Origin of the sequence: Plantactinospora sp. BB1 (assembly GCF_003030385.1) — a bacterium.
GTDB lineage: Bacteria > Actinomycetota > Actinomycetes > Mycobacteriales > Micromonosporaceae > Plantactinospora.
Window position 1 is genome coordinate 7,121,427 of record NZ_CP028159.1, and the last position, 22,569, is coordinate 7,143,995.

Annotated in this window: 18 protein-coding genes and 3 tRNA genes; 5 read left to right on the forward strand and 16 right to left on the reverse strand. The window is 73.4% G+C overall.

Features of this window, described 5'->3' with window-relative positions; all coding sequences use genetic code 11:
• Window positions 1-21: 21 nt before the first annotated feature.
• The 5 genes from C6W10_RS31160 to C6W10_RS31180 form a co-directional block, all read right to left on the reverse strand.
• Window positions 22-2,823, reverse strand: a complete 2,802-nt coding sequence (locus C6W10_RS31160; RefSeq protein ID WP_107262661.1) for a permease — start codon at window positions 2,821-2,823, stop codon at window positions 22-24.
• Window positions 2,820-6,029, reverse strand: coding sequence for an ABC transporter permease (locus C6W10_RS31165; RefSeq protein ID WP_107262662.1), 3,210 nt, complete (start codon window positions 6,027-6,029; stop codon window positions 2,820-2,822). The genes C6W10_RS31160 and C6W10_RS31165 overlap by 4 nt, the downstream gene beginning before the upstream one ends.
• Window positions 6,030-6,330: 301 nt before the next feature.
• Entirely contained in the window at window positions 6,331-6,579 is a 249-nt protein-coding gene (locus C6W10_RS31170) for a hypothetical protein (RefSeq protein ID WP_199853141.1), read from the reverse strand.
• Between the two features lie 249 nt (window positions 6,580-6,828).
• Window positions 6,829-7,491: a hypothetical protein gene (locus C6W10_RS31175; protein ID WP_107262663.1), complete on the reverse strand. Its 663-nt coding sequence runs from the start codon at window positions 7,489-7,491 to the stop codon at window positions 6,829-6,831.
• Between the two features lie 149 nt (window positions 7,492-7,640).
• Window positions 7,641-9,011 carry an ABC transporter substrate-binding protein gene (locus C6W10_RS31180; RefSeq protein WP_107262664.1) on the reverse strand — a complete coding sequence of 457 codons (1,371 nt, stop codon included), beginning with the start codon at window positions 9,009-9,011 and terminating at the stop codon, window positions 7,641-7,643.
• A 170-nt stretch (window positions 9,012-9,181) separates the two neighbouring features.
• On the opposite strand from C6W10_RS31180, the gene C6W10_RS31185 reads away from it, so the two are divergent.
• The 3 genes from C6W10_RS31185 (at window position 9,182) to C6W10_RS31195 (ending at window position 12,729) form a co-directional block, all read left to right on the forward strand.
• The gene (locus C6W10_RS31185; protein ID WP_101368637.1) at window positions 9,182-9,571 is read left to right on the forward strand and encodes a hypothetical protein; all 390 of its coding nucleotides are present in this window, start codon (window positions 9,182-9,184) and stop codon (window positions 9,569-9,571) included.
• Window positions 9,572-9,656: 85 nt separating this feature from the next.
• On the forward strand, window positions 9,657-10,367 hold the full coding sequence (locus C6W10_RS31190) for a DUF2786 domain-containing protein (RefSeq protein WP_107262665.1): 711 nt from the start codon (window positions 9,657-9,659) through the stop codon (window positions 10,365-10,367).
• 157 nt (window positions 10,368-10,524) lie between these two features.
• Window positions 10,525-12,729: an FUSC family protein gene (locus C6W10_RS31195; protein ID WP_107262666.1), complete on the forward strand. Its 2,205-nt coding sequence runs from the start codon at window positions 10,525-10,527 to the stop codon at window positions 12,727-12,729.
• A gap of 42 nt (window positions 12,730-12,771) precedes the next feature.
• Here the strand turns inward: C6W10_RS31195 and C6W10_RS31200 are convergent, their stop codons facing one another.
• Entirely contained in the window at window positions 12,772-13,293 is a 522-nt protein-coding gene (locus C6W10_RS31200) for an SRPBCC family protein (protein WP_107262667.1), read from the reverse strand.
• Window positions 13,294-13,489: 196 nt separating this feature from the next.
• Between C6W10_RS31200 and C6W10_RS31205 the strand changes: the two genes are divergently transcribed.
• Window positions 13,490-13,972: a hypothetical protein gene (locus tag C6W10_RS31205; RefSeq protein WP_107262668.1), complete on the forward strand. Its 483-nt coding sequence runs from the start codon at window positions 13,490-13,492 to the stop codon at window positions 13,970-13,972.
• 102 nt (window positions 13,973-14,074) lie between these two features.
• Here C6W10_RS31205 and C6W10_RS31210 read toward each other — a convergent pair whose 3' ends face one another.
• The 8 genes from C6W10_RS31210 to crtI form a co-directional block, all read right to left on the reverse strand.
• The gene (locus C6W10_RS31210) at window positions 14,075-14,599 is read right to left on the reverse strand and encodes a GNAT family N-acetyltransferase (RefSeq protein ID WP_107262669.1); all 525 of its coding nucleotides are present in this window, start codon (window positions 14,597-14,599) and stop codon (window positions 14,075-14,077) included.
• A gap of 402 nt (window positions 14,600-15,001) precedes the next feature.
• A tRNA-Phe gene (locus C6W10_RS31215) sits at window positions 15,002-15,075 on the reverse strand.
• A 103-nt stretch (window positions 15,076-15,178) separates the two neighbouring features.
• Window positions 15,179-15,255, reverse strand: a tRNA-Asp gene (locus C6W10_RS31220).
• A 37-nt stretch (window positions 15,256-15,292) separates the two neighbouring features.
• A tRNA-Glu gene (locus tag C6W10_RS31225) sits at window positions 15,293-15,365 on the reverse strand.
• Window positions 15,366-15,503: 138 nt separating this feature from the next.
• A complete protein-coding gene (locus C6W10_RS31230; protein ID WP_107262670.1) occupies window positions 15,504-16,295 on the reverse strand; it encodes a polysaccharide deacetylase family protein in 792 nt (263 codons plus the stop codon).
• A 90-nt stretch (window positions 16,296-16,385) separates the two neighbouring features.
• The gene (locus tag C6W10_RS31235) at window positions 16,386-17,312 is read right to left on the reverse strand and encodes a MerR family transcriptional regulator (RefSeq protein ID WP_107262671.1); all 927 of its coding nucleotides are present in this window, start codon (window positions 17,310-17,312) and stop codon (window positions 16,386-16,388) included.
• Entirely contained in the window at window positions 17,302-18,033 is a 732-nt protein-coding gene (gene idi, locus C6W10_RS31240; protein ID WP_107262672.1) for an isopentenyl-diphosphate Delta-isomerase, read from the reverse strand. The genes C6W10_RS31235 and idi overlap by 11 nt, the downstream gene beginning before the upstream one ends.
• Entirely contained in the window at window positions 18,030-19,517 is a 1,488-nt protein-coding gene (crtI, locus tag C6W10_RS31245; RefSeq protein ID WP_107262673.1) for a phytoene desaturase family protein, read from the reverse strand. The genes idi and crtI overlap by 4 nt, the downstream gene beginning before the upstream one ends.
• 191 nt (window positions 19,518-19,708) lie before the next feature.
• On the opposite strand from crtI, the gene C6W10_RS31250 reads away from it, so the two are divergent.
• Entirely contained in the window at window positions 19,709-20,656 is a 948-nt protein-coding gene (locus C6W10_RS31250) for a phytoene/squalene synthase family protein (RefSeq protein WP_107262674.1), read from the forward strand.
• 35 nt (window positions 20,657-20,691) lie between these two features.
• On the opposite strand, the gene C6W10_RS31255 is transcribed toward C6W10_RS31250, so the two are convergent.
• Together C6W10_RS31255 and C6W10_RS31260 are read right to left on the reverse strand one after the other, a co-directional pair.
• On the reverse strand, window positions 20,692-21,579 hold the full coding sequence (locus C6W10_RS31255; protein WP_107262675.1) for a carbohydrate ABC transporter permease: 888 nt from the start codon (window positions 21,577-21,579) through the stop codon (window positions 20,692-20,694).
• A 12-nt stretch (window positions 21,580-21,591) separates the two neighbouring features.
• Window positions 21,592-22,548, reverse strand: coding sequence for a carbohydrate ABC transporter permease (locus tag C6W10_RS31260; RefSeq protein ID WP_107262676.1), 957 nt, complete (start codon window positions 22,546-22,548; stop codon window positions 21,592-21,594).
• Window positions 22,549-22,569 lie beyond the last annotated feature (21 nt).

The following is a 22,569-nucleotide window of genomic DNA, read 5'->3' on the forward strand; positions in this document are numbered from 1 at the left end:
TCTCGTCCCCTCTCCGGGCCATCAGTTCTCCTCTCCGAGACGGAGCACCTCGCCGAGGCGCATCCGCCGGTTGACCAGATTCTCGACACCGAGGGCGGCGACCAGCGCCACCACGACCAGCAGCAGTACGCCGACCACCAGCAGCGGATCCAGGTGGATCCGGGCCGGCAGGCCGCCGGTGAACCCGGCGAGCCCCAACGCCGGCCCGAGCAGCCGGGGCAACGCCACCCCGACCACTCCACCGGTCAGCACCGCGACACCGATCAACGGCACCAGCTCGTAGACGAGCAGCCCCCGGCCCTGCCGCCCGGAGAGCCCCATCGTGCGCAGCCGGGACAGCATCCGGCCCCGGCCCGGCGCCTCGGCGAGTACGGCGAAACCGACCGCCAGCAGCGCCAACGCGGTCGCCCCGGCCACCCCGGTGCCGAAGGCGAAGCTGAGCAGCCGGTTGACGCCGCTGCGCTCCAGCGCCTGCCGGTGCTCCGCCCAGGTGGTGACGGTGACCGACGTCTGCGGGCGTACCCGCTCGACCGGCTGCGCCAGCACCTTCGCCAGGTACTCCCGCTGGGCGGTGTCGACCGTCGCGGTCAGCTCGGCGACCGAGAAACCCTCCCCGGCCACCATGAACTGGTTCGACCGGATCGGCTGGAACTCCGGCACCGGCAGCGCCTGCCAGGGCAGCACCACGAACCGGCGTACGTCGGCCGCCAGACCCGGGAAGCCGGACGCCACCCCGTCGACCCGGAACTCGTACCGGCGGCCCTGCACCTCGGTGACCGCACCGGCACCGACCGCCTCGGCCACCTCCGGCGAGACCAGCGCCGGCACCGGCCCGTCGATCCGCCCCGGCGCGGTCAGCCCGGCCGGCACGCTCACGTCGACGCCGCTCGCCGCCAACACCCGGGCCAGCGACGGCCCGTCCACCACCAACACCTGGGTCTGGCCGAGGTCACGCCCGCCCAGCATGTTCGGAGTCGGCGAACGCAGCGGCTGGCCCACCTCGACCGCCAGCGGGCTGACCTCGGCCACCCCCGGCAACGCGCCGAGCCGGTCGGCGGTGGCCCGGTCGGAGTAGGAGCCGACGACCCGGGCGTCGGCACCGACCTCCTGGTCGGTGACCCGGTCCCGGGCCTCGCCGACGGTGCTGGTCACCACGCTGGTGAAGACGCCGGTGGCGATCGCGACGACGAGCACGGCGAGCGGCCCGACGGTCACCGGCGCGCCCCGGCCGGCCCGGGCCAGGCCGACGAACGGCACGACCGTACGGGCCCGGGCGGCGATCCGACCCACCTGACGCAGCGGCCACGGCACCAGCCGCAGCGCCACCAGGGCGGCGGCCACGGCCAGCAGCACCGGCACCGACACCAGGTACGGGTCGATCCCGCTGTCCTGGCTCAGCCCGCGTCGTCGCAGCAGTACCACGCCGAGCACCGCGAGCAGCAGCACGAAGAGTTCGGCGGTCAGCCGGCGTGCCGACGGGCGGTGCCGCACCAGGTCCCGTCGCCGGCCCACGAAGCTCGCCCGGCGCTGGCCGAGCATCGCCAGCAGCGGGATGGCCAGGGTGGTGCCGACGACCACCAGCGCGACCCCGAGCGGTTCGGCTCCGGCGGGGCGGCCCGGCGCCAACCGGCCGAGCAGCCAGCCGGCGAGTACCGCGAGCGGCAGCACGGCGACGGTCTCCCGCAGGGTACGGGCACCGATCTCCACGGCGGTGGCGCCACGGGCCCGGAGCAGGGTGAACTCCTCCCGGCGGCGCTGCACCGCCAGCCCCGCGGCCAGGGCGACCAGCCCGAGCAGGGTGGCCAGGATGCCGGCCTGCACCACGGCGAGCAGCGCCCGCACCGCGCGAAGCTGATCGTCGTACCTGCTCAGGCCGCTGTCCAGGCCGGTCGCCAGCACCAGCCCACGGTCCGGCGGCGTACGCCGGCTCGCCGCGACCGCGGTCAACACCTCCGGGATGTCGGCGGTGGTCATCCGCTCCTCGTCGACCCGGTAACGCCACTCGTAGCCGATCCCGAGCACCTGGCCGGCGGCGGTGATCCCGTCCAGGTCGGTCAGCAGCGTCACCCGGTGCGTGGTGCCGGCGGTCGGGTCCGGGCAGGGCACCTCGGCGATCCGCATCGCGTCCCAGGCCGGCGCGGCCGGGTCGATCGGGTCGTACACCCCGACGATCCGGATCGGGACGGAGCCCCGCGCCGTGCCCCCGCCGCCCAGCACGACGCGGGTGCCGACCCGCAGCCCGAGGAGGTCGGCGGCCTCCCGGGACAGCGCCGCCTCGACCCCGCTCCGGGAGGCCGGCCAGCGTCCCTCGACGACCCGCAGCTCCCGTTCGACGTCGGCCTGGCCACGCAGTTGCAGCTCCGGCCGGCAGGTCCCGCGCAGCGACGGCGCGTCGCCGGCCACGCTCAGGTCCTTCGGGCCGATCCGGCCGGCGAACCACTGCTGACCGACCAGCGTGGGCAGCGGTCCGGACAACCGCGTCCGGAACCGGTCGAGCCAGCCCGCCGCCACCCCGGCGGGCGGGCCCTCGGCGGGGTTGAACGACGCGCTGAAGGTCAGGTCCCGGACCTGGTACGGCAGCTCGCGTACGTCGTGTCGCATCCCGTCGTCGGCGAACTCGTTCGCCAGCCGGGGCGCCCCGGTCACCAGCAGCGCCGCCACCAGCCCGAGTACGCCGAGCAGCCCCAGATAGCCGGCGAAGACCCGGGCCCGGCGCAGCGGCCCCGGCAGTCGACCTCCGGCCCGCTTCGTCACCGGTGCTTCCCGCACAGCGTCCCGTCCCTCCACCGGTCCCGAGTTGCTCTCCACCGGTTCCGCGTTCACCGGTCCTCCCCGATCCGGAGCTGGGCCGCGGCCAGCCGCTGCCGCATGGTGGCGGCGGTCAACCCGCTCAACGCCAGCGCGAGCAGCAGCAGCACGGCGGCGGTCCCGGCGGCCGGCAGCCAGGCGACGTCGAGCAGCGGCAGCGGTACCGGCCGCTGTGCCGACGGGGTGAGGATGACCAGCGGGGCCATCGTGGCGGCCACGCCGATGCCGACCGCCAACCCGACCAGCACGCCGATGCCGGCGAGGAACGCCTGCTCCACCAGGAGCGACCGGGCCAGCAGCCGGGGGCCGGCGCCCAGGGTGTGCAGCACGGCCAGCTCGGTGACCCGGCGTCGGGCGGTGGCCCGGACGTCCACGGTGATGCCGACCGCCGCGAGCAGGATGGCGCCGAGCGCGGCGGCGAAGAGGGCGGCGCGGGCGCCGACGCCGTACGGGTCCTCACCCGAGCGGCTGGCCACCTCCACCCGGTCGGCGACCTGGAGCCCGCCGAGTCCGGCCGCCGCCCGGGCCGCCTCGGCGTGCTGGTCGGGGCGGGTGGTCAGCCACCACTCCTCGGGCGCGGAGGTGACACCGCGCTGGTGGAAGAGCGCCGTAGCCAGCGACGGCAGGTCGACCAGGAGCGCGGCCGACTCCGGTACGCCGGGCAGCGCGGCGACCGTACCGGTGACCCGTACGTCGACGGCTCCGCCGGCCAGCACGAGTACGGTCTGCTCGCCGACGCCCAGCCGCAGCGCCGCCAGCGCCTCCGGGGTGGCCACCACCGGCACCTGTCCCTGCTCGGGTGCGACGGTCACGGCGAACGAGACGGACGAGCTGACGCCCGCCCAGCCCCCCGACGGGGACGACTGGTGCTGCGCGGTCAGCCCGCGTGGTCCCGCCGTCGCGGGTTCGGTCTTGCCGGAGCGCTGCACCGCCTGCCAGTCCCGCCCGTCGGCGAGCGGTACGGCGGTCCCGGCGCCGCCGGCCGGGACGGCGCGCAGGTCGGTGAGCTGCCAGTCGACGACGTACCCGGGAGGTCCGAGGGTGTCCACCGCGAAGCCGGCCAGTGTCGGCGGCCCGTCGTCGCCCGCCGGCAGCTCCACGTCGAACCGCAGCGGCGTGTCGTCGTAGCTCGCGCCGAGCGGGATCCGCAGGTGCCCGCCGTGCGGCTCGGTGAGCACCGCCGCGGTCCGGACCGGGACGCGGGCGGAGCCGCCGGTGCCGGTGGTGGTGATCTGACCGGTCAGCCGGCGGGTCTGCGGCGGAAGCGTCACGACCGGGGCGGTCAGCCGGGCGTCGGTCATCCCGGCGAAGAGTCCGGCGGCGCCGCCGTCGACGAGGTCGCTCCGGAGCCGGACGACCCGTTCGGCCTCGGCGACGTCCAGCGCGACCATTCCGGCCGGCAGGGCGTCGGTGCCGAGCCGGGGAGTGTCCCGCCAGGCCGGCAGGGCCAGTTCGGTGCCGGGCAGTGCGGCGAGCTGGCCGGCCCGGGCCGGCGGCGCGACCCCGCTCGCCTCGACCAGCCGAAGGTCGGCGCCGACCTGGTGGTCGGCCTGGTCGGTCAGGGACCGCTCCGAGGTGGCGGCCAGGCACCAGGCGAGGGTGCCGACCGCCACCGCCAGCGCGAGCAGCAGCACCGGGCCGGCGTGCGGCCGGCGACCGGCCTGCCACATCCCGAGCATCGTGCCGGTCCAGGACCGGCGGTCGACCCACCGCTCGGCGAGCCGGGCCATCGGGGGCAGGCCGCGCAGCGCGAGTACCGCGCCGGCCAACACCCCCACCGTCGGGGTGGCGGCGAGCAGCGGGTCGATCCCGAGGGTGCCGTCCGGGCGGGCACCGGCGAGCGGGGAGGAGTACTGCCGCAGTTGCAGCCAGCCGAGCACTGCCAGCGCGACCAGAGCGACGTCCAGCCCGGCCCGCTGGGCGATCGTCCGCCGGCTCGGCCGGGACCGGCTGGCCAGCTCGCCGACGTAGCTGCCGGCGCGACGCAGTGCCGGGCCGAGCATCGCCAGCGCGCAGCCGAGCGCGGCCAGCCCGGCGATCAGCCAGGTCCGGGCGTCGAGCCGGGGGCTCAGGTGCAGCGCGGCGGCGGCCAGCATCGGGGTACGGTCGGCCAGCCGGACCAGCTCGGTGGCGAGTACGGGTGAGATCACGGCGGCCGGCAGGACGACCAGCAACGCCTCCCGGGCGGCCAGTCCGGCCAACTGTCCCCGGCCGGCGCCCCGGGCCCGGAGCAGCGCCGCCTCGCCCCGGCGCTGCTCGGTGAGCAGGAGCGCGACCAGCAGCAGCGCGTACCCGCCGAGGACCACCACCAGCAGCATCGGGGTGACCAGCGCCGACCGGCCGACCAGCCCGGCCCGCTCCAGCCGCTGCACGAGTTCGCCGAGCTGTGTGGTGACCAGTCCGGAACTGCCGAGCCCGGTCTCGGTGGGCAGGCTGGCCCTGGTCCGGTCGGCGGCCTCGCCCAGCCGGCCCAGCGAGTTCACCGTCGCGCCGGACAGGTCGGGTTCGACCAGCCAGCCGGCGGAGGCGTTCGCGATGAAGTGGTCGAGGAAGTCGGCCCGGTCGACGACCAGCGGCCCGTACGTGGCGGATCCGGTGGCGACCCCGTCGGTGACCTCAGGCACGAGCCGCCAGTACGGGTCCCGGACGTCGCGCGGTCGCCAGACGCCGGTGACGGTCACCTCGGTCACCCGGTCGGTGACCCGGTCGGTGATCGGGATCCGGTCGCCGACCCCGGCTCCGAGGATCTTCGCTACCGGCTCGGCGAGCGCGGTCTGCACCGGCCGCCGGCCCGGGCTCGGCCAGGCGCCGTCGGTCAGCAGGGCGTGCCCGGGAAGGTCGTCGAGGAACACCACCCGGGCGAAGACCAGGCCCTGGGCGTCGGGTACGGCGTTGCCGGTGCGGCCGGCGAACTGCCGCCCGGCCGCGTACCCCGCACCGGAGACGCCGGCCGGTACTCCGCCGAAGCCGTCGACGAACCGGGACCGTACCGCCGCGTCCCGCTCGGCGAGACTCTCCGGCGTGCTGCCGGCGGTGCCGCGTACCAGGATCGACCGCTCCTCCTGGGAGGCGGACGCGACGGCGCGCTCGGTGCCGGAGTCGACCACCTCCTGGCTGTAGCCGGCGAGCCCGGTGAGCAGGGCGGTGGCGATCAGGGTCGCCCCGGTGGCCGCCAGGAGCAGACTCTTCGCTCCCCGGGCACGCCGAAACACCAGCCTCATCGTTCTGCTTCTCCCCCATGGGCGAGGAGGGCGGCGTGGGTCGCCGCCCCTCCTGGCTGCGAAGCGCGCGAGGGCGAGCGAAAGGTTGGCGTGCCGGGCAGTGATTTGTCACCAGGGGCGACTTCGTGACCTGATCATGACTGAACTGAGATCGACTCGTTGTGCGCCGCTACCGGCCCGGCTGGGCAGGGCCGCATCCGTCGGCCGGGGCGAGGTACCCGAAGACGGTGGCGGCGGCTCCCCGGGTCGTCGTACCCGCAGGAGCCGCCGCCACGGCCGATGTCTGTCGGTCTGCCGCCGGTCAGGCGGTCGGCGGGTGCCCGCCGTCCCCGTCCACCACCTCGTCCGGCTTGCCGTCCTCGTCGGCGTCGACCATCGTGATGTCGACCTTGCCGTCGCCGTCGGTGTCGAACTGGAAGAGGTCCGGCTTGCCGTCGCCGTCGGTGTCGACCACCCAGACGTCGGTCTTGCCGTCCTGGTTGGCGTCCGCCCGGAGCAGTTCGATCCGTTCGTCACCGCGGGTGTCGACGGTCTCCTGCGACTCGCTCATCTGTTGCCCTTCCGTCAGCTTGAAGTCTGGCCACGCCGGAACCCTCGGTTCGCGTGCCGCCCGGACACCCACGAGAACCTCCCCGACACGACTACCGCACTGTGCCACCTCGCACTACCCCCGTGGGCCCCCGAGCATGCCGACCGGGGTGCGGTGCCACCCGGGTCGACCGGGGCAGAGGCAGCCAAGCCGGACGGATCCGGCGCGGCACCGAGCGGGGTACCCGCCCGCCGGGCCGGTCCGCCGCGATCAGTTCGTGACGTACGGGTTGGTCTGCCGGTCCTGGTAGTTGACCTGGTCGACGGTGCCGTCGTGGTCGGTGTCCAGCATCAGCCGGTCGGCCCGACCGTCCTCGTCGGGATCCACCCGGATCTCGTCCGGCCGCCCGTCGAAGTCGCTGTCGGTCATCCAGGTGTCCGGCCGCCCGTCGAAGTCGGCGTCCGCGACCACCCGGTCCACCACGCCGTCCCGGTTCGCGTCGGTGACCACCGAGTCGACCCTGCCGTCCCCGTCGTTGTCCTCCAGCACCTGGTCGACCCGACCGTCCAGGTTGGAGTCCCGCTCGACGCTGTCCAGCCGGCCGTCCCAGTCGGTGTCCTGGTAGCGCACGTCGGCCACCCGGTCGCCGTTGACGTCGAACTCGAGCAGCTCGGCGTAGCCGTCGCCGTCGAGGTCGGTGGCGACCTCGGTGATGCCGTCCGCGTAGTGCGTGACGACGGAGGTGACCGGCGCGGGCTCGTCGCCCGCCTCCAGCCCGTCGGCCGCCAGCGGGTCCGAGGAGAGCGGGTCCGGGGTGAGCGGGTCCGGGGTGAGCTCCACCGCCGGGCCGAAACCCTGCTGGTCGTCGACGCCGGGCAGCTCCTGCTCCGGAAGGGCCTCACCCAGCGCGCTGGGGTCGCCGTCGTAGCTCATCTCGTACCTCCCCGGTTTCCCTGTGCCCGACGGGACCGCCGGGCACAGGGGTAACGCTAGGGCGACGAGCCCGCCCGGCGACTCCCGGAAGTGTGCCACTCCGACGGCGTACCGGGCGGAAGCCCCGGGCGGCGCGGCCCGGGGCGGGACTACTGCTGTTGGATGCTCACCCCGGCGGCGGCGAGCGCCTCGATGACCCTCGCCGACTCGCCGTACCCGATCACCAGGATCGCGTCGGCGCCGAACTCCTTGATCTCCTGGGCGCCCTTGGTGAAGTCCACCGGCGGCGCGTCCGGCCCGTCCTTCACCTCGTAGTTGAAGAGCCGTACCTGGTCCGAGCCGTGCCCGGCCCGCTCCAGTTCGGCCCGGACGTTGCCCTGGAGGCCCTCGCCGTACGAGTCCTGCCGGGCGACCAGCGCGATCCGGTTCGGCCCGTCCCGCAGGATCATGTCGGCGAGCGCCCGCCCCTGGAGGATGTCCGACGGGGCGGTCCGGAAGTAGAGCCCCTTGTCCTCCACCGTGCTGAGCCCGGCGTCGGTGTTGCTCGGCGAGAAGAGCACCAGCCCGGCGGCCATCACGTCCGGGAGTACCGCCCGGGAGATGCCGGAGCCACCGGCCCCGATGATCACGTGCACCCCGGCGCGTACGTGCTGCGCCACCGTCGCCTTCGCGGTGTTCGGGTTGGTGCCGTCGTCGCCGTCGACCCAGACCACCGGCTCGCCGAGTACGCCGTCAGCGGCGTTGACCTCCTCGATCGCCAGCGTCGCGGCCGCCACCATGGGCGGGTAGGCCAGCGCCAGGTCGCCGGTGCGCGGCAGCAGTCCACCGAGCTTCAACGGCGCGCCGCTGCGCTCCTCGACCGCCCTCGTCTGCTTCTTGCCGGCCGGCGGCTTCTTGACGCTGGCGGTGGACTCGTCACCGGCGCCGAGGAACTCGGTCTTGCCGTTGTCGAGCTGCTCGTCGCTGCCGAAGTGCAGGGTCGCGTAGCTCGCCGTGGAGGGCTCGCCGACGTCGGTGAAGCCACCCCGTTTCAGCGAGACGCCCCGGTAGGCGACGTCGGTGCCGTTCCGGGCGAGTTGCAGGCAGGCCGCGATCGAGTCGCAGTGCTCGCCGCCGGTGGTGACCCCGACGATCTGCTTGGCGATCTCGGCCGGGTCGGTGGAGCCGGCGAGCTGCGCCGCGATCGCGCTGATCGCGACGGCGTCGTACGACTCGGCGGCGTAGAGGAAGTCGGAGAGCTTGGGGTCCTTCCGCAACAGCCGGTTCTTGAAGTCCTCGGAGAGCGGGGTGAGTGGCGTGGTTCCCTTCATGCCCTTGAGCAGGCCGGTCTGCTGGTCGAACTCCGCCTTGAAGGAGTTCTGCATGTTGCCGTCCGTGCCGTACAGCCGGACCTGGGTCGGCCGGGTCTGCTCGGCCTGCCCGGCCTCGCCGTCGCCGTCCGAACCGCAGCCGGCAAGCAGCAGTGCCGCACAGGCCGCGGCGGACAGGGCGGCGCGGCGGGTGCCGCGGAATTCGAGCATGGGGGTGTCCTTCCTCCCCGGAGATCCGTTGCGCAGATTAGCGCGCCTGGTTCCGGCGCGCGCCCGCGGTCGACCGTCAATTGCCGATCGAGGGGCACTATCATCCTGGTTAGGCAGCGTTCATGCCGTTTGTCGGACGCTGCTTGACCTGGCGGCATACCCTTCCGCACGTGACGGACGTTCCGCAGGAGACGCTGGATGACGCCACCGCGGTGCTCACCTCCGCGCTGGCCGGTGACAGCGACGGCGTGGTCGGCACGTTCGACGCGGTGGTCGACCGGTCCGGTGTCGCGGGTGCCTACGAGGTGGCCTGGTGCCTCGCCGCCACCATGGTCGGCGACGGTGTGCCCCGGGGCGCGTGGACCCTCGACTTCCCCGGCATCGACGAGGCGGGTTACGACGCGCGCTGGGTGGCCCGGTTCGTCAGCGCGTACGCCAACGCCGACGGCGACACGGGAGCCGCACTCTTCGGTGCCGCACTCGCCGACGGGCAGCTGCCGGAATGCCTGCTCACCCTCGCCGGGTCGGCCGTCGCGACGCTGCGGCACCGTGCCGGATAGAGCCTTCATCGACGTCCATCTTTGCATGCTCCTCGGCCGGTTTGTCCAGGGGGCACCCGACCGGCCGGTGTGATAGCTCTGGTGCATGTCCGACGCGATGCTCAGCAAGGTCCGCAAGTTGCTGGCCAAGGCGGAGGACCCGGCCTGCACGCCGGCCGAGGCCGAGGCGTTCACCGCCAAGGCGACCGAACTCATCGCGCGGTACGGGGTCGACCGGGCGTTGCTCGCCGCCCGCGACCCGGGCACCGATCCGGTCGGCGACCGGATCGTCGACATCCCCGCCCCGTACGCCCTGGACAAGGTGGGTCTGCTGGCCGGGGTCGCCGACGCGCTGCGGTGCCGGTCGGTACGCCGACGCGGCGACAGCGGATTCGTCATGCACCTCTTCGGCTTCGCCAGCGACCTGGAACGGGTGGAGGTGCTCTTCACCTCGCTGCTGGTGCAGGCCGCGCACGGCATCTCGGTCGCACCGGTACCCCCGGGCGACCATCCGGCCGCGTTCCGCCGGTCCTGGCTGGCCGGCTTCGCCGCGGCGGTCGCCGGCCGGTTGCGCCGGGCGGAGGCGGCCGCCGCCTCGGCAGCCCCGTCCGGCGCCCCCTCGATGGCCCTGGTCCTCGCCGACCGGTCGAACCGGGTCGACCGGCGCCTCGCCGAGACCTACCCGCGACTGCGTACCGCCGCACCCCGCCGGCTGCTCGGCGGCGGCCTGGAGCAGGGCGCGGCGGCGGGCCGGCGGGCCGACCTCGGCGGCACCGGACTCAACCCCGGCCGGTCCACCCCGCTCTCGCCCGCCTGACCGTCCCGACCGTCGGACGCCGGAAAGCGTCGGCGGGGCGCCGACGGAGGTGAGAGGGTGAGGTCGGGCGGCCACGGGGGCCGCGAAACGCCGCTGCCCTGATCTCCGCCACGTCCCGCTCGGCGGCCCGGTCCGGGCGCGACGGCAGAGGGCACCCATGACCAGGATCGGCGTCGCGCAGTGGCTGCGTCGGCGGGACCCGGACTACCGGGTACTCCGCCGGGGCGCCCGGCTCGCACTGGTCGCCGCCGCCGGACTCTTCGGCGGCACGTACGGCCTCGGCAACCCGCTGCTCGGGCTCTACACCCTCTTCGGGGCGATCGCGACCGGCTTCATCTCACAGGTGCCCGGCGGCCCCACCCAGCGGGCCCGTACCCTGATCGCCGCGCTGCCGGTCGCCTGGCTCCTGGTCACCGTCGGGACGTTCCTCGCCGTCAACACCTGGATCGCGGCGGCCGGCATGCTGGTGGTGGGCTTCGTCATCCCGTTCGCCGGCGTGGGCGGGCCACGGATCCTCGGCCTCGCCACCGGGCTGCAACTCTTCTACATCGCGGCGTCGTTCCCGCCGTACCAACCGGACACCCTGCCGTCCCGGCTCGCCGGGGTGACGCTCGGGGTGGCCCTGCTGATCACCGCCGAGCTGGTGCTCTGGCCCGATCCGACACCGCCCGGCTACCGGCAGCGCCTCGGCGAGGCGGCCCACTCGGTGTACCGCTGCCTCGACCTGCTGGCCGGGCTCCCCGCCGGGGTGCCGGCCGACCGGGCCGAGATATCCCGGCGGCAGGAGGCGTCCGAGCGGGCGATGGACGGGGTGTGGCTGGCCCGGATCCCGCCGACGCAGCGGCCGGCCTCGGCCGGGCCGCGCGACCGGGCGCTGCGGCACGGCGACCGGCTGCTGCGCCAACTCCTGCACCACGTGGACCGGATCGCCGACGAACTCGGCGACCTCCGCGACGACGAGCTGGCCGGGCTGCTGCGGCAGTCGGCGGAGGTGCTGGACGCCGCCGCCCGGACGCTGTGCGACGGGGCAGGGGCGGTCGAGATGACCCGGTTGACCGAACTGGAGGCCCGGATCAAGGACCTCTACGACCGGCCGCCGACCGTACCCGCGCCGCCGACCGACGCCTCCGGCCCGGCACAACTGCGCAGGGAGGCGGTCAGCCTGCGGGTCGCCGACGAGGTCCACGCGTTCGGCGTCGCGGCCCGGGTCGCCGTCGGATTGCGCCCGCCGGCCCGGTCACCCGGCGGCCCGGGCCTGGACGACTTCTGGTACGCCCACCGTTCGCCGTTCGCGCTCTACTGGCAGCAGTTCCGCTTCCACCTGACGACCCGTTCGGTCTATCTGCAAGGGGCGGTACGGGTCTCCCTCGCCCTGGCCACCGCCCGGGTGGTCGCCGGCTTCCTGCACCTCAACCACGGGTTCTGGGTACTGCTGGCGATCCTCACCCTGATGCGGACCTCGGCCGTCGACACCCGCAGTGCGCTGCGTCCGGTGCTGCTGGGTACCCTGCTCGGCGCCGCCGTCGGCAGCCTGCTGCTGTACGGCGCGGGCGAGGTCCCGGAGCTGCTGCTGGCGGCCCTGCCGCTGAGCATGGTGCTGACCTTCACGATCGGGCCGCTGCTGCCGCAGCTCTGGGGGCAGGCACTCTTCACCGTGCTGTTCGTGATGGTCTTCGCCCAGGCCGGCCCGGCGAACCTACAGATCGCCGGGGCACGGCTGCTGGACGTCGTGATCGGCTCGGTGGTCGGGGTACTGGCCGGCCTGCTGCTCTGGCCGAAGGGCGGCAGCGGGGAACTGCGCCGCTCCATCGCCCGGTATCTGGCGGTCAGCGCCGCCGCGGCCGAGGAGGTCACCCGCACCCTGGCCGGCCGGCCGTCCCGCCAGGACGCGGTAGGTGCGGCCCGACAGGCGTGGATCCTCGCCGAGGCGTCGTTCCTGCAATATCAGTTGGAGCGGGACGACCCCCGGCTGCCGTCGGTCAACTGGCAGGCCGCGCTCGCCGCCGGCCAGCATCTGCACCTCGGCGCGGTGTACCGGCTGCGCCGTGGCGCGCACGCCCGGCTGACCCGGGTGGAGGACGCGGCCGGGCCGCTCGACGAACTCGCCGGGCGGCTCCGGCGCGGCTACGCCGACCTGGCCGAGCAGTTGGCCGCGGGCCGGCTCAGTCGCCGGGTCTGTGCACCGCCGCCGCCGGAGGACTTCGACGCCCGGGTACGGAGTGTGCTGGCGACGGGCGAGTCCCGGGCCGCCGCGCTCAACCTGGTGGACGTGGAGACCTGGCTGACCGGCGCCGGGGCCGATCTGGAGCGGATCCAGTCGGCCGGCATGACGTCGAATCCGACCCCGCCGCGATCCGGGTGACCGACAGCCGTCGGGCTGCGAGGTCGTCGGGCTGCGAGGTCGTCAATCCTGGTTGGCGGAGTTCTCGACCGCGTTCGCGTACCGGGAGAGGAGTTCGTGCCAGCCGGCGGTGAGCGCCTCGCGGTAGCCCTCGGCGGCCTCGCCGTGCCGGTCGAAGTCCCGGTGTTCCACCTCGACCAGGGTGCTCCCGTCGGCCTGCGGCGCGAACCGCACCTCCACCACACTGGCCTGGTCCGGGTCCGGCACCGGAGCCCGGTCCGGGCCGATCTGCCAGTTGAAGACCAGGCGGCGGGGCGGCTGCCAGTCCAGCACCCGGCCCCAGTCGGAGCGGAACCCGTGCGGACCGATCTCGTACAGCATCCCGCCGCTACCGGGCTCGATGCCGAGCTTGGCCAGTTTCTGCGGGCCGGACCAGGTGTATTCCTTGACCCACCAGTCGGCGAGACCCTCGGTGAAGGCAGCGAAGGCCCGGTCTGCCGGGCCCGGGACACGGAGGCTGCTGCGCACGGAGTAGGTGCCTGTGTCCTGCTGGATGTCGGAGGCGTTCGTAGTCTCCTGTCCCATACGCCGGGACCATACCGGCTGCTGCTGAGCTGTGCAGCTTTGCATCGGCGGGCGGTCGATCCCTGCGCCGAGCGGTAGATCATCAATGGCTGTCGAGGCCGGTGCCGACTCCCGGCACTAGCATCGACCCGGAACGCTGTTCGCGCTGGCCGACCCGGCCCGCGTCGGGCGACGGCGGTGCGGGAAGGAGTTCCAGGTGCCCGACGATCCCACCGTGGTCCGCACCGACGGGCGTGGAGCACGCCGTCGACTGCTCGGGATCGCGTTGTCGTACCTGTTGGCGGTGCTGGTGTCGGCCCTGGTCGCCCGCGCGGGCCTGGCGGCGGGCCGCTCCGGCGTCGACCGGATCGGGCTGCCCTGGGCGCTCGTCGGGCTGGCCGGCATGCTCGGTGCCGGCACCCTCGCCACCGCCGCCTGGTACGCCCGCCGTGGCCTCGGCACCGGCTCCCCAGATCCGGCCCGGCTGACCCGAGCGGTACTGCTGGCCCGGGTCGGCCGGATCGGGATGGTGCTGGTCGCGGCCGTCGCGGCGGTACTCGGAATCGTGCTGGCGCCGGACGGCGCCGAGCGCGGCTTCGCCATCCTGGTGAGTACCGGCCTCGCCGCCCTGCTCGCGCTCTTCGCCCTCCTCGCCAACGACCTCAGCCGCCTCCACCACCGCACCACCCCCCGCGACTGACCCGCGTTGCAGGTAGCGTCCGGCCTGCTCAGGCCGGCCAAACGCTAGGCGATCTAGGAGCACCCCGTCGTGGGGCAGCCGTAGCTGGGGGCGCCGACCCGATCAGTGGACTGGCAGGGGCAGTACGAGCAGATCCATAGCGGGCCCCCACGGCAGATGCGAGGTGCCGACCTTCCGCCAGCCGGCCTGCTCGTACAGGCGTCGGGCAAGAGATCGCGGGTCGGATGCGAGGGTTGCCCACGCCTCCGGACGGCCGACAAGGAGTCGACGCATCAGCTCGGCGCCGATGCCCCGCCGGCGGTGGTCGGGGTGGACGATCCATTCCATCACCGCGAGCTTGGCCGCCGACAGGATCTCGGGAGCCGGAGCGGTGTCGGCACGTGACCACCACACTCCCGGCGACATCGTCCAGCCATAGGCGGCGCCAATCAGGTCCGGGCCATCCTCGGCGGCAACCAGGGTGAAGCCGGGCCGCGAGGACTCCTCAGGAAGCCTCGCCGCGAAACCGGCAACCTCGTCCGGGCCCTCCTCGTACGGTGGCTCCGCATACACGGCGCTGTACAGTTCGACGAGCGACGGGAACAACGGCGTGGCGGACGGGCCGTCGAGCCGGCGGTAGGCGACCACCGTCGAAGGCTACGCCCGAACGGCCGGGATGCGGGCCTCCAGTTCGGCGACACTTGATCGAGGAGTACCGACGGCGACCACCGGCGTGAGGACGGCCGCTGGCGCCCGGTGGGCGGGTCGATGACCGGTGGCATCGCCGGAGACTGGAGCCGCGCCTCGCAGTACGCCACCGCACGCACTGTCCGCCAAGCCGCTCTGCAGCACGTCGGATGATCAGTGATCGCCACGATGAGGTACCGCCAACTCGCATCGCTACTGCAAGAGCTGGTGCGACCAAACCGGCCGACAGATGATCCACCAGCCTTCACCGGGCACGCCTTCACCGGGTGCGAAAATAGAGCGGCCCCCGTCCGGCGTTTCCGCTGGTTGGGGGCCGCTCTGATAGCCCGGCGAAAGGCTATGTGGCCAGGGGCGGGGTCGAACCGCCGACCTTCCGATTTTCAGTCGGACGCTCGTACCAACTGAGCTACCTGGCCGGGTTACTCGGCACATGTTACCGGTCCGGCCTACCCGCTGCCGTCCCGATCATCCGGGCCGAAACGCAGACCGCCGCGCGTTTGCACGCGCGGCGAGCGGCGCTGGCGGTCCTGACGGGACTTGAACCCGCGACCTCCGCCTTGACAGGGCGGCGAGCACTCCAACTGCTCCACAGGACCTTGCTCTTACTGCTGTCCCCGGTCGAGACCGGGGTCGTGCCCCCAACGGGATTCGAACCCGTGCTACCGCCTTGAAAGGGCGGCGTCCTGGGCCGCTAGACGATGAGGGCGGCCCCGCCATCATTGCACATGACAACTTCAGCGGCTGTGCTCCCATCCGGCCCCGCCGGAGGCTCCGAAAGCATACGTGATGGCCAGCCGCCCGACCAAACCGGTATTGCCCATCGGACAAACCCCCCTAAATCGCCTCACCTCAGCCGGGTTATCCCGTACTTCCGCTTCAGGGAGTTGATCACCTGGGGGCAGGCGCCGAGGGTGCGACTTCGATCACCGCCGCCGTCGTGCAGCAGCACGATCGAGCCGGGCCGGGCCTGCTCGGCCACCCGCCGGCTGATCTCCACGGTGCTGGTGTCGTCCCAGTCCACCGGGTCGACGTCCCAGTGCAGCGGCTTCATGCCGAGTGCCCGGGACACTCCGACCACGGCCGGGGTCCACTTGCCGCCCGGTTGCCGGTAGTGCCGCACCTTGACCCCGGGTACCGCCCGCTGGATCTCCTGGTTGGTCCGGCGCAGGTCGGCCCGGATCTGCGCCGCGCTCCGGGTGCCCAGCTTCAGATCGTGCTGCCAACTGTGGTTGCAGAGCGTGTGGCCCTCGCGGACGATCCGCCGTACCAGCGCCGGATATTTGCGGACCTTCACCCCCACCACGCAGAAGGTGGCCCGCACCCCGGCCCTGCGGAGCTGGTCGAGCACCTTCGGCGTCCACTGTGGATGCGGGCCGTCGTCGAAGGTCAGCGCGACCCCGCGTACCCCGGTCAGCCGTTGGGTGTTCAGCGGGCCGACGGTGCCCCGGGGGGCCGGCTTCTTCCGGCTCGGTTTGGCCGGCGGCTGGGTCGGTGCGGGGGTCGCCGTCGCCGTCACCTGCGGAATCGGCGGGTAGGGCAGCGGTGACCTGGCCGGCGCCGGCTGCTGGTTCGCGCATCCGGTGGACAGCAGCACCAGCAGGACGAGGCCGGCGGCGAGCGCCGTACGTCGGGTCATCGGGCGGCTCCCGAGGGGATTTCGGGTTACGGCTGACCCACGTTAGCGGAGTGCGTACGGTGGCGATGTCCCGAATGCTCGGTAGCCGAGTCAGCGCCCCGAAGATCCGGGTACGTCCCGCAGCATCGCCACCGCCTCGGCCAACGTCGCCGGCCTGCGTACCCCGGAGGGCAGCAGCTCGGACGGCCAGCCGGGGCCGGCGGCGGCCAGCAGCGGCGGCGGCCAGGCGCCGGCCCGCACCGCGTCGAGCTGGGCCGGGTCGCCGGTCGCCGGTAGCTGCGACCAGACCAGCACGGCCTGCGGGGCGGTCCGCGCCACGGCCTCGACCAGGGCCGGCACCGGCACCCGCGCGCCGAGCAGCCGGCAGTGCACGCCGGCCTCGGCGAGCGCGGCGGCGAGCGCCTCCAGCGGCAGGCTGTGCTGCTCCTCGTCGGCGCAGGAGAGCAGGATCCGGGGTGGCGCCGCGCCGGCCGGCGGTCGGGGCACCGCCGCCAGCGCCTCCGACACGCACCGGGACAGCAGGTGCTCCACCTCGACGAACGCCGCGCTGGCGGCGTGCCGGTCACCGATGCCGGCCAGCACCGGCCGGAGCACCCGCTCCCAGGCGGCGACGACGCCGTCGGCCTCGATCGCCGCGCTGATGCCGGCGCGCATCGCCAGCGGGTCGAGCCGCATCGCGGCCCGCGCCAGGCCCCGGGCCGCCGGCCCGGCCCGGCCCACCGCGATCGCCGTGCCACCACCGGCCCGCGCCGGCAGCGGCCCGTCCCGGTCCGGCTCCTTCCCGGGTACGGTGCCCCGGCGCGCCCAGTGCGCCGCCTCGGCCGGGGCGACCCCCTCGGCGGTCAGCCGGCGCATCACGTCCAGCCGGTCGAGGTCCTCGACGCTGTACCGCCGGTGCTGACCCGGGACGTGCCGGCTCGGGCCCAGCCCGTACCGCCGGTGCCAGCTCCGCAGGGTGGTGACGGCGATGCCGAGCCGCCGCGCGACAGCACCGGCGCTCAGCGCGTCATCGGCCACCCGACCGCTCCGCCGGGTTCTCCTCCTGACCCGTGGGGGCCGGGACCTGCTCCCACCGGCCACGGTTGCCCGACCGGCGCGGTGGCCCGGACGGTGCACCGGCCGGCGACGACTGTGCCGGGCCGGTCAGCCGGCTGAGCACCCCACGCAGCCACGGCGCGTACGCCTCCGGGTCGGCGTCCAGCCCGGCCCGCAGCTCGTCGGGGTGTACCCAGCGCAGGTCGGCCACCTCGTCCGGGTCGGGCAGCACCGCCCGGCCGGCGTCGAAGTCGCCGCGCAACACGTGGTCGTACTCGTATTCCACCCGGCCGGTGCCGGGGTCCTCGGCCCGGTAGAGATAGACCCCGATCTCGGTCAGCGGTACCGCCTCGATGCCGAGTTCCTCGCGCAGTCGCCGGCCGGCGGCGGTGTCGAGCGCCTGCCCGGGTTCCGGATGCCCGCAGCAGGTGTTGGCCCAGCGCAGCGGGAACCGGGTCTTGGCGGCGGCCCGCTGCTGGAGCAGGATCCGCCCGGCCGCGTCGACCAGCAGTACGGAGAAGGCCCGGTGGAGCTGGCCCGGCGACCGGTGCGCCTCGTCGACCGTACGGGCACCGACCGGGGCGCCGGCCTCGTCGACCAGCTCCACCAGGTGCCGTTCCCGGTCGGTGGGGCGGCCCCGCTCCGCGCCGTGTTCCGGCCGGCCCGCCCCGTCGTCCCGGCCCGTGTCGCGGTCGGCTGTCATCGGCCACCTCCAGTCACCCGGGCGGCGGCGAGCTTCCCGGAGATCATCACCATAGGCACGCCCACCCCGGGCTGCGTGCCGGAACCCACGAACACCACGTTGGGCAGGTCGCGGTGCAGGTTGCCGGGGCGGAACGGGCCGGTCTGCCAGAGGCTGTGCGCGGCCGCGAACGGGGTACCGGCGGCCATCCCCGCGTCGGCCCAGTCGGCCGGGGTGACGACCCGGAGTACCTCGACGCTGTCGGCCAGCCCGACGTAGCCCCGGCGTTCCAGGGTGGCCAGCAGTTCGTCCGCGTACCGCCGGGGCAGGTCGCCGCGCCAGTCGAGTCCGGCGCCCCGGTCGAGGTTCGGCACCGGGGCGAGCACGTAGTAGCCGTGCCGGTCGGCGGGTGCCGTCGACGGGTCGGTCCGGCTCGGGTTGGTGACCAGCAGCGACGGGTCCGACATCAGTTCGCCGCGCCGGATCACCTCGTCGAAGGTGCGCCGCCAGGCCCGCCCGAAGTGAATGTTGTGGTGGGCGATGCCCCGGTAGCCCTGCCGGGCGCCGACGTGCAGCACGACACAGGACGGCGAGTAGCGCAGCCGGCGCGGCGGGGCGCCGTCGGGCAGCAGGTCACGGTATGCCACCGGCAGGTCCGGGTTGAGTACCACCACGTCGGCGGGGACGACCGAGCCGTCGGTGGTGCGTACCCCGGTGGCCCGGCCGGCCGAGGTCTCCACCCGGTCGACGGTGCAGTCGTACCGGATCTGCACGCCGTGCTTCTCGGCGGCGCCGGCCAGGGCCCGGGAGACGGCGTGGATGCCGCCGCGCGGGAAGTAGACCCCGGCGACCGAGTCGAGGTAGGAGATCACGGTGTAGATGGCGAGCGCATCGTGCGGGGCGAGGCCGGCGTACATGGCCTGGAAGGAGAAGATCCGTCGGGTACGCGGGTCGGCGAAGAACTGGTCGATCTTGGTCTGCAACCGCCGGAACGCACCGGCGGCCACCAGCCGGACCAGGTTGGCGGTGAGCAGGTCGGTCGGGCGGTCCAGGTTGCGGTCGATGAAGTCGGCGCGTTCGAGCTGCCAGAGCCGGCGGGCGTAGTCGACGAACCGCAGGTAGCCGTCGGCCTCCCGGGGGCCGCAGACCCGGGCGATTTCCCCGGCCATCCGCGCGGTGTCGGTGACGACGTCCAGGGTGGACCCGTCCGGATAGTGCGCCCGGTACGCCGGGTCGAGCGGGACGAGGTCGAGCCAGTCGTCCAGCTCCTCGCCGACCGCGCCGAGCGCCTCCGCGATCAGGTCGGGCATGGTCAGTACGGTCGGTCCGGTGTCGAACTCGTAGCCGTCGACGCTGAGCCGGCCGGCCCGTCCGCCTGGTACGGCCTCGCGCTCCAGCACGGTGACCTGGCGGCCGGCGCCGGCCAGGTGCAGGGCGCAGGCGAGGCCGCCGAGCCCGGCGCCGACCACCACCACCCGGTCGGTCCGTCCACCCACGGTTCGCACCCGATCACCTCCTGGATCGACCATCATCCTGCGCCCCAGGTCGCCGAAGGCATCCTTCTTCCGTTTTTGTAGCTGAAAGATCCCTTGTTGACACCTGGCCGGGCCGTGAACCGCCCACCCGAGAGCCGGTCGAGCGTACCCTGAAGCCTACGAGTTGCGTCGATTGATGCGTCGATACTCCTGGAGGGTCGGTGGACACCAGTCTCGGCGGGTCCTATGAGCGCTGCCGTGAGCTGCACAAACGGCACGGCCGGACCTACTATCTCGCGACCAGGCTGCTGCCCGCCTGGAAACGGCGTCACGTGCACGCGCTCTACGGCTTCACCCGGTACGCCGACGAGATCGTGGACCGGACCGAGGAACTGCCGACCCCGGTCCGGACGGCCCGGCTCGCCGACTGGTCGGAGCGGTTCCTCGCCGGGCTGCGCGGCGAGCCGGTGGCCGATCCGCTGCTGCCGGCCGTGCTGCACACCATCGCGGTCTTCGACCTCGACCGGGCGGACTTCGCGGCGTTCCTGCGCAGCATGGCGATGGACCTGACCGTGACCAGCTATCCCCGCTACGCCGACCTGCTCGACTACATGGAAGGCTCGGCGGCGGCGATCGGCACGATGATGCTGCCGATCCTGGGCAGCGCCGACCCGGCCGCCGCCCGGGAGCCGGCCCGGCAGCTCGGCTTCGCCTTCCAGCTCACCAACTTCATCCGGGACGTCGCCGAGGATCTCGGCCGGGGCCGGGTCTACCTGCCGGCGGAGGACCTGGCCAGGTTCGGGGTCGCCCCGGCCGACCTGGTCGACGCGGCGCGGCGGGGGCGGGCCACGCCGCGGATCCGGCAACTGATCGAGTACGAGGTGAGCCGCGCCCGGGAGCACTACCTCGCCGCGGCGCCCGGGGTGACCCTGCTCGCCCCGGCCTCGCAGTCCTGCATCCGCACCGCCTACCTGCTCTACGGCGGAATCCTCGACGAGGTGGTCGCCGCCGGGTACGACGTCTTCGCCGGCCGGGCCGTGGTGCCGCGCCGACGCCGGGCGGCGGTCGCCGCGCGGGCCCTGGTGACCCCGACCGGCACTCCGGTGGTGGCACCGGGGGCGCCGCCCCGGACGGGTCGCGGGGCGCCGGAGCGGCTGGCCATCCCCTGATGCTTTCTGCGGTCAGCCCGTGATGCTCCCGGCGGTCAGCCCTTGATGCTGCCGGTGGTCAGCCCGGACATGATGTTCCGTTGGAAGATCAGGAAGATCACCACGGTCGGGATCGCCGCGATCACCGAGGCGGCGATCACGACGTTCATCGGGGTACCGCCGGCGAAGGCGTAGATGCCGACGCTGACCGTACGGGTCTCCGGCGACGGCATCACCAGCTTCGGCCAGAGGAAGTCCTTCCAGACCGCCGTCACGGCGAAGATGGAGACCACCCCGAGGATGGGCCGGGACATCGGCAGGATGATCGACCAGAGCGTGCGCAGCGGCGTCGCGCCGTCCATCAGGGCCGCCGCCATCAGGTCCTCGGGGATCGAGTCGAAGAAGCGCTTCAGCAGGAAGATGTTGAAGGCGTTCGCGACCAGGGGCAGCCAGATCGCGAACGGCGAGTCGAGCAGGTTGATGTGCAGGATCGGCAGGTCGATCACGGTCACGTACTGCGGGACGATCAGCACCATCGCCGGGATCATCAGCGTCGCCAGCATCAGCCCGAGGATCGCGTTGCCGAAGACCGGCCGCAGCTTCGACAGCGAGTACGCCGCCGCGGTGTCCAGGACGAGCTGGAACAGCAGCGCCCCGGCCGCGTAGTAGAACGTGTTGAAGAGCAGTTTCGCCAGGTCCAGGTTGTTCCACGCATCGACGTAGTTCTGCGGCTGCGGATCGCGCGGGAAGAGGGTCGGCGGGGTCTGCGCGATCTCCTGGCCGGACTTGAGCGCGCCGGTGACCATCCAGTAGAGCGGGCCGAGGAAAACCAGCGTGAACACCACCACGACGACGGTGAGCAGCGTCCAGTAGACGACCCTGCCGCGTCCCCGGCGGAGCTGGGCGGGGGAGATGAGGGTCCGGGTGCCGGAGTCCTGTGCCATGTCTCGCCTGTCCTAGTCCTGTTTCGCGGTCAGTCGGGCGTAGACGGCGGAGAAGCCGGCCAGTACCACGAGCATGATCACGCCGAGCGCCGCCGCGCCGTTGAGGTCGTTCTGGAAGAACCCGTGCTGGTAGATGAGGTACGCCACCGAGGTCGCCGAGTCCTCCGCGCCGGCCCCGTTGGCGAGGATCAGCGGCTCGATGAAGAGCTGCATGGTGGCGACGATCTGGAGCATCGCCAGCAGCAGCAGGATCAGCCGGGTCTGCGGGACGGTGACGTTGACGATCCGCCGCCAGATCCCGGCGCCGTCCAGCTCGGCCGCCTCGTAGAGTTCGCCGGGGATGTTCTGCAACGCCGCCAGATAGATCAGCACCGCGCTGCCCATGTTCATCCAGGTCGAGGCGATCACCATCGCCGGCATCGTCATCTCCGGCGACTGCATCCACTCCGAGGTCGGCAGGTGCAGCGCCTTGAGTACCGCGTTGAAGAGTCCGGCCTCGCTGGGGTCGTAGGCGTAGTACTTGAAGAGGAAGAGCGCCGAGGCGGGCGGGAGCATCACCGGCAGGTAGACCAGGATCCGCAGGTACCCCTTGGCGTGCCGGAACTCGTTGAGCAGGATCGCCACGAAGAACGGCACCGCGTAGCCGAGGACGAGCGCCAGTACCGTGAAGTAGATGGTGTTCTTCCAGGCCGGCCAGAAGCTCGGGTCGTCGAGGATCCGCAGGTAGTTGTCCCAGCCCACCCAGGTGGTCTCGCCGCGCCGGGTGCGCTGGAAGCTCATCACGACGCCGCGGACCATCGGGTACCAGGAGAAGACGGCGAAGCAGACCACCGCGCCGATCAGGAACGCGTGCCCGGTCAGGTTGTCCCGGACCTTCCGGCCGAAACCGCTGCTGGGCCGTGGCGGTGCCGGGTACGGCCGGGCGGGGCGACCCGGTCTGGTGGTACCCGGGGCGGTGGTGATCGCCAAGGCAACTCCTGGGAAGTCGGT

Bases quoted from the DNA above. Each gene is read 5' to 3' on its own strand.
- C6W10_RS31230 (WP_107262670.1), bottom strand. From the start codon at position 16,295: ATGACCCGACGTACGGCGCTCGCCGCCGGCCTCGTCCTGCTGGTGCTG.
- C6W10_RS31255 (WP_107262675.1), bottom strand. From the start codon at position 21,579: ATGGCACAGGACTCCGGCACCCGGACCCTCATCTCCCCCGCCCAGCTC.
- C6W10_RS31200 (WP_107262667.1), bottom strand. From the start codon at position 13,293: ATGGGACAGGAGACTACGAACGCCTCCGACATCCAGCAGGACACAGGC.
- idi (WP_107262672.1), bottom strand. From the start codon at position 18,033: ATGACAGCCGACCGCGACACGGGCCGGGACGACGGGGCGGGCCGGCCG.
- C6W10_RS31195 (WP_107262666.1), top strand. From the start codon at position 10,525: ATGACCAGGATCGGCGTCGCGCAGTGGCTGCGTCGGCGGGACCCGGAC.
- C6W10_RS31190 (WP_107262665.1), top strand. From the start codon at position 9,657: ATGTCCGACGCGATGCTCAGCAAGGTCCGCAAGTTGCTGGCCAAGGCG.
- C6W10_RS31170 (WP_199853141.1), bottom strand. From the start codon at position 6,579: ATGAGCGAGTCGCAGGAGACCGTCGACACCCGCGGTGACGAACGGATC.
- C6W10_RS31165 (WP_107262662.1), bottom strand. From the start codon at position 6,029: ATGAGGCTGGTGTTTCGGCGTGCCCGGGGAGCGAAGAGTCTGCTCCTG.
- C6W10_RS31180 (WP_107262664.1), bottom strand. From the start codon at position 9,011: ATGCTCGAATTCCGCGGCACCCGCCGCGCCGCCCTGTCCGCCGCGGCC.
- C6W10_RS31175 (WP_107262663.1), bottom strand. From the start codon at position 7,491: ATGAGCTACGACGGCGACCCCAGCGCGCTGGGTGAGGCCCTTCCGGAG.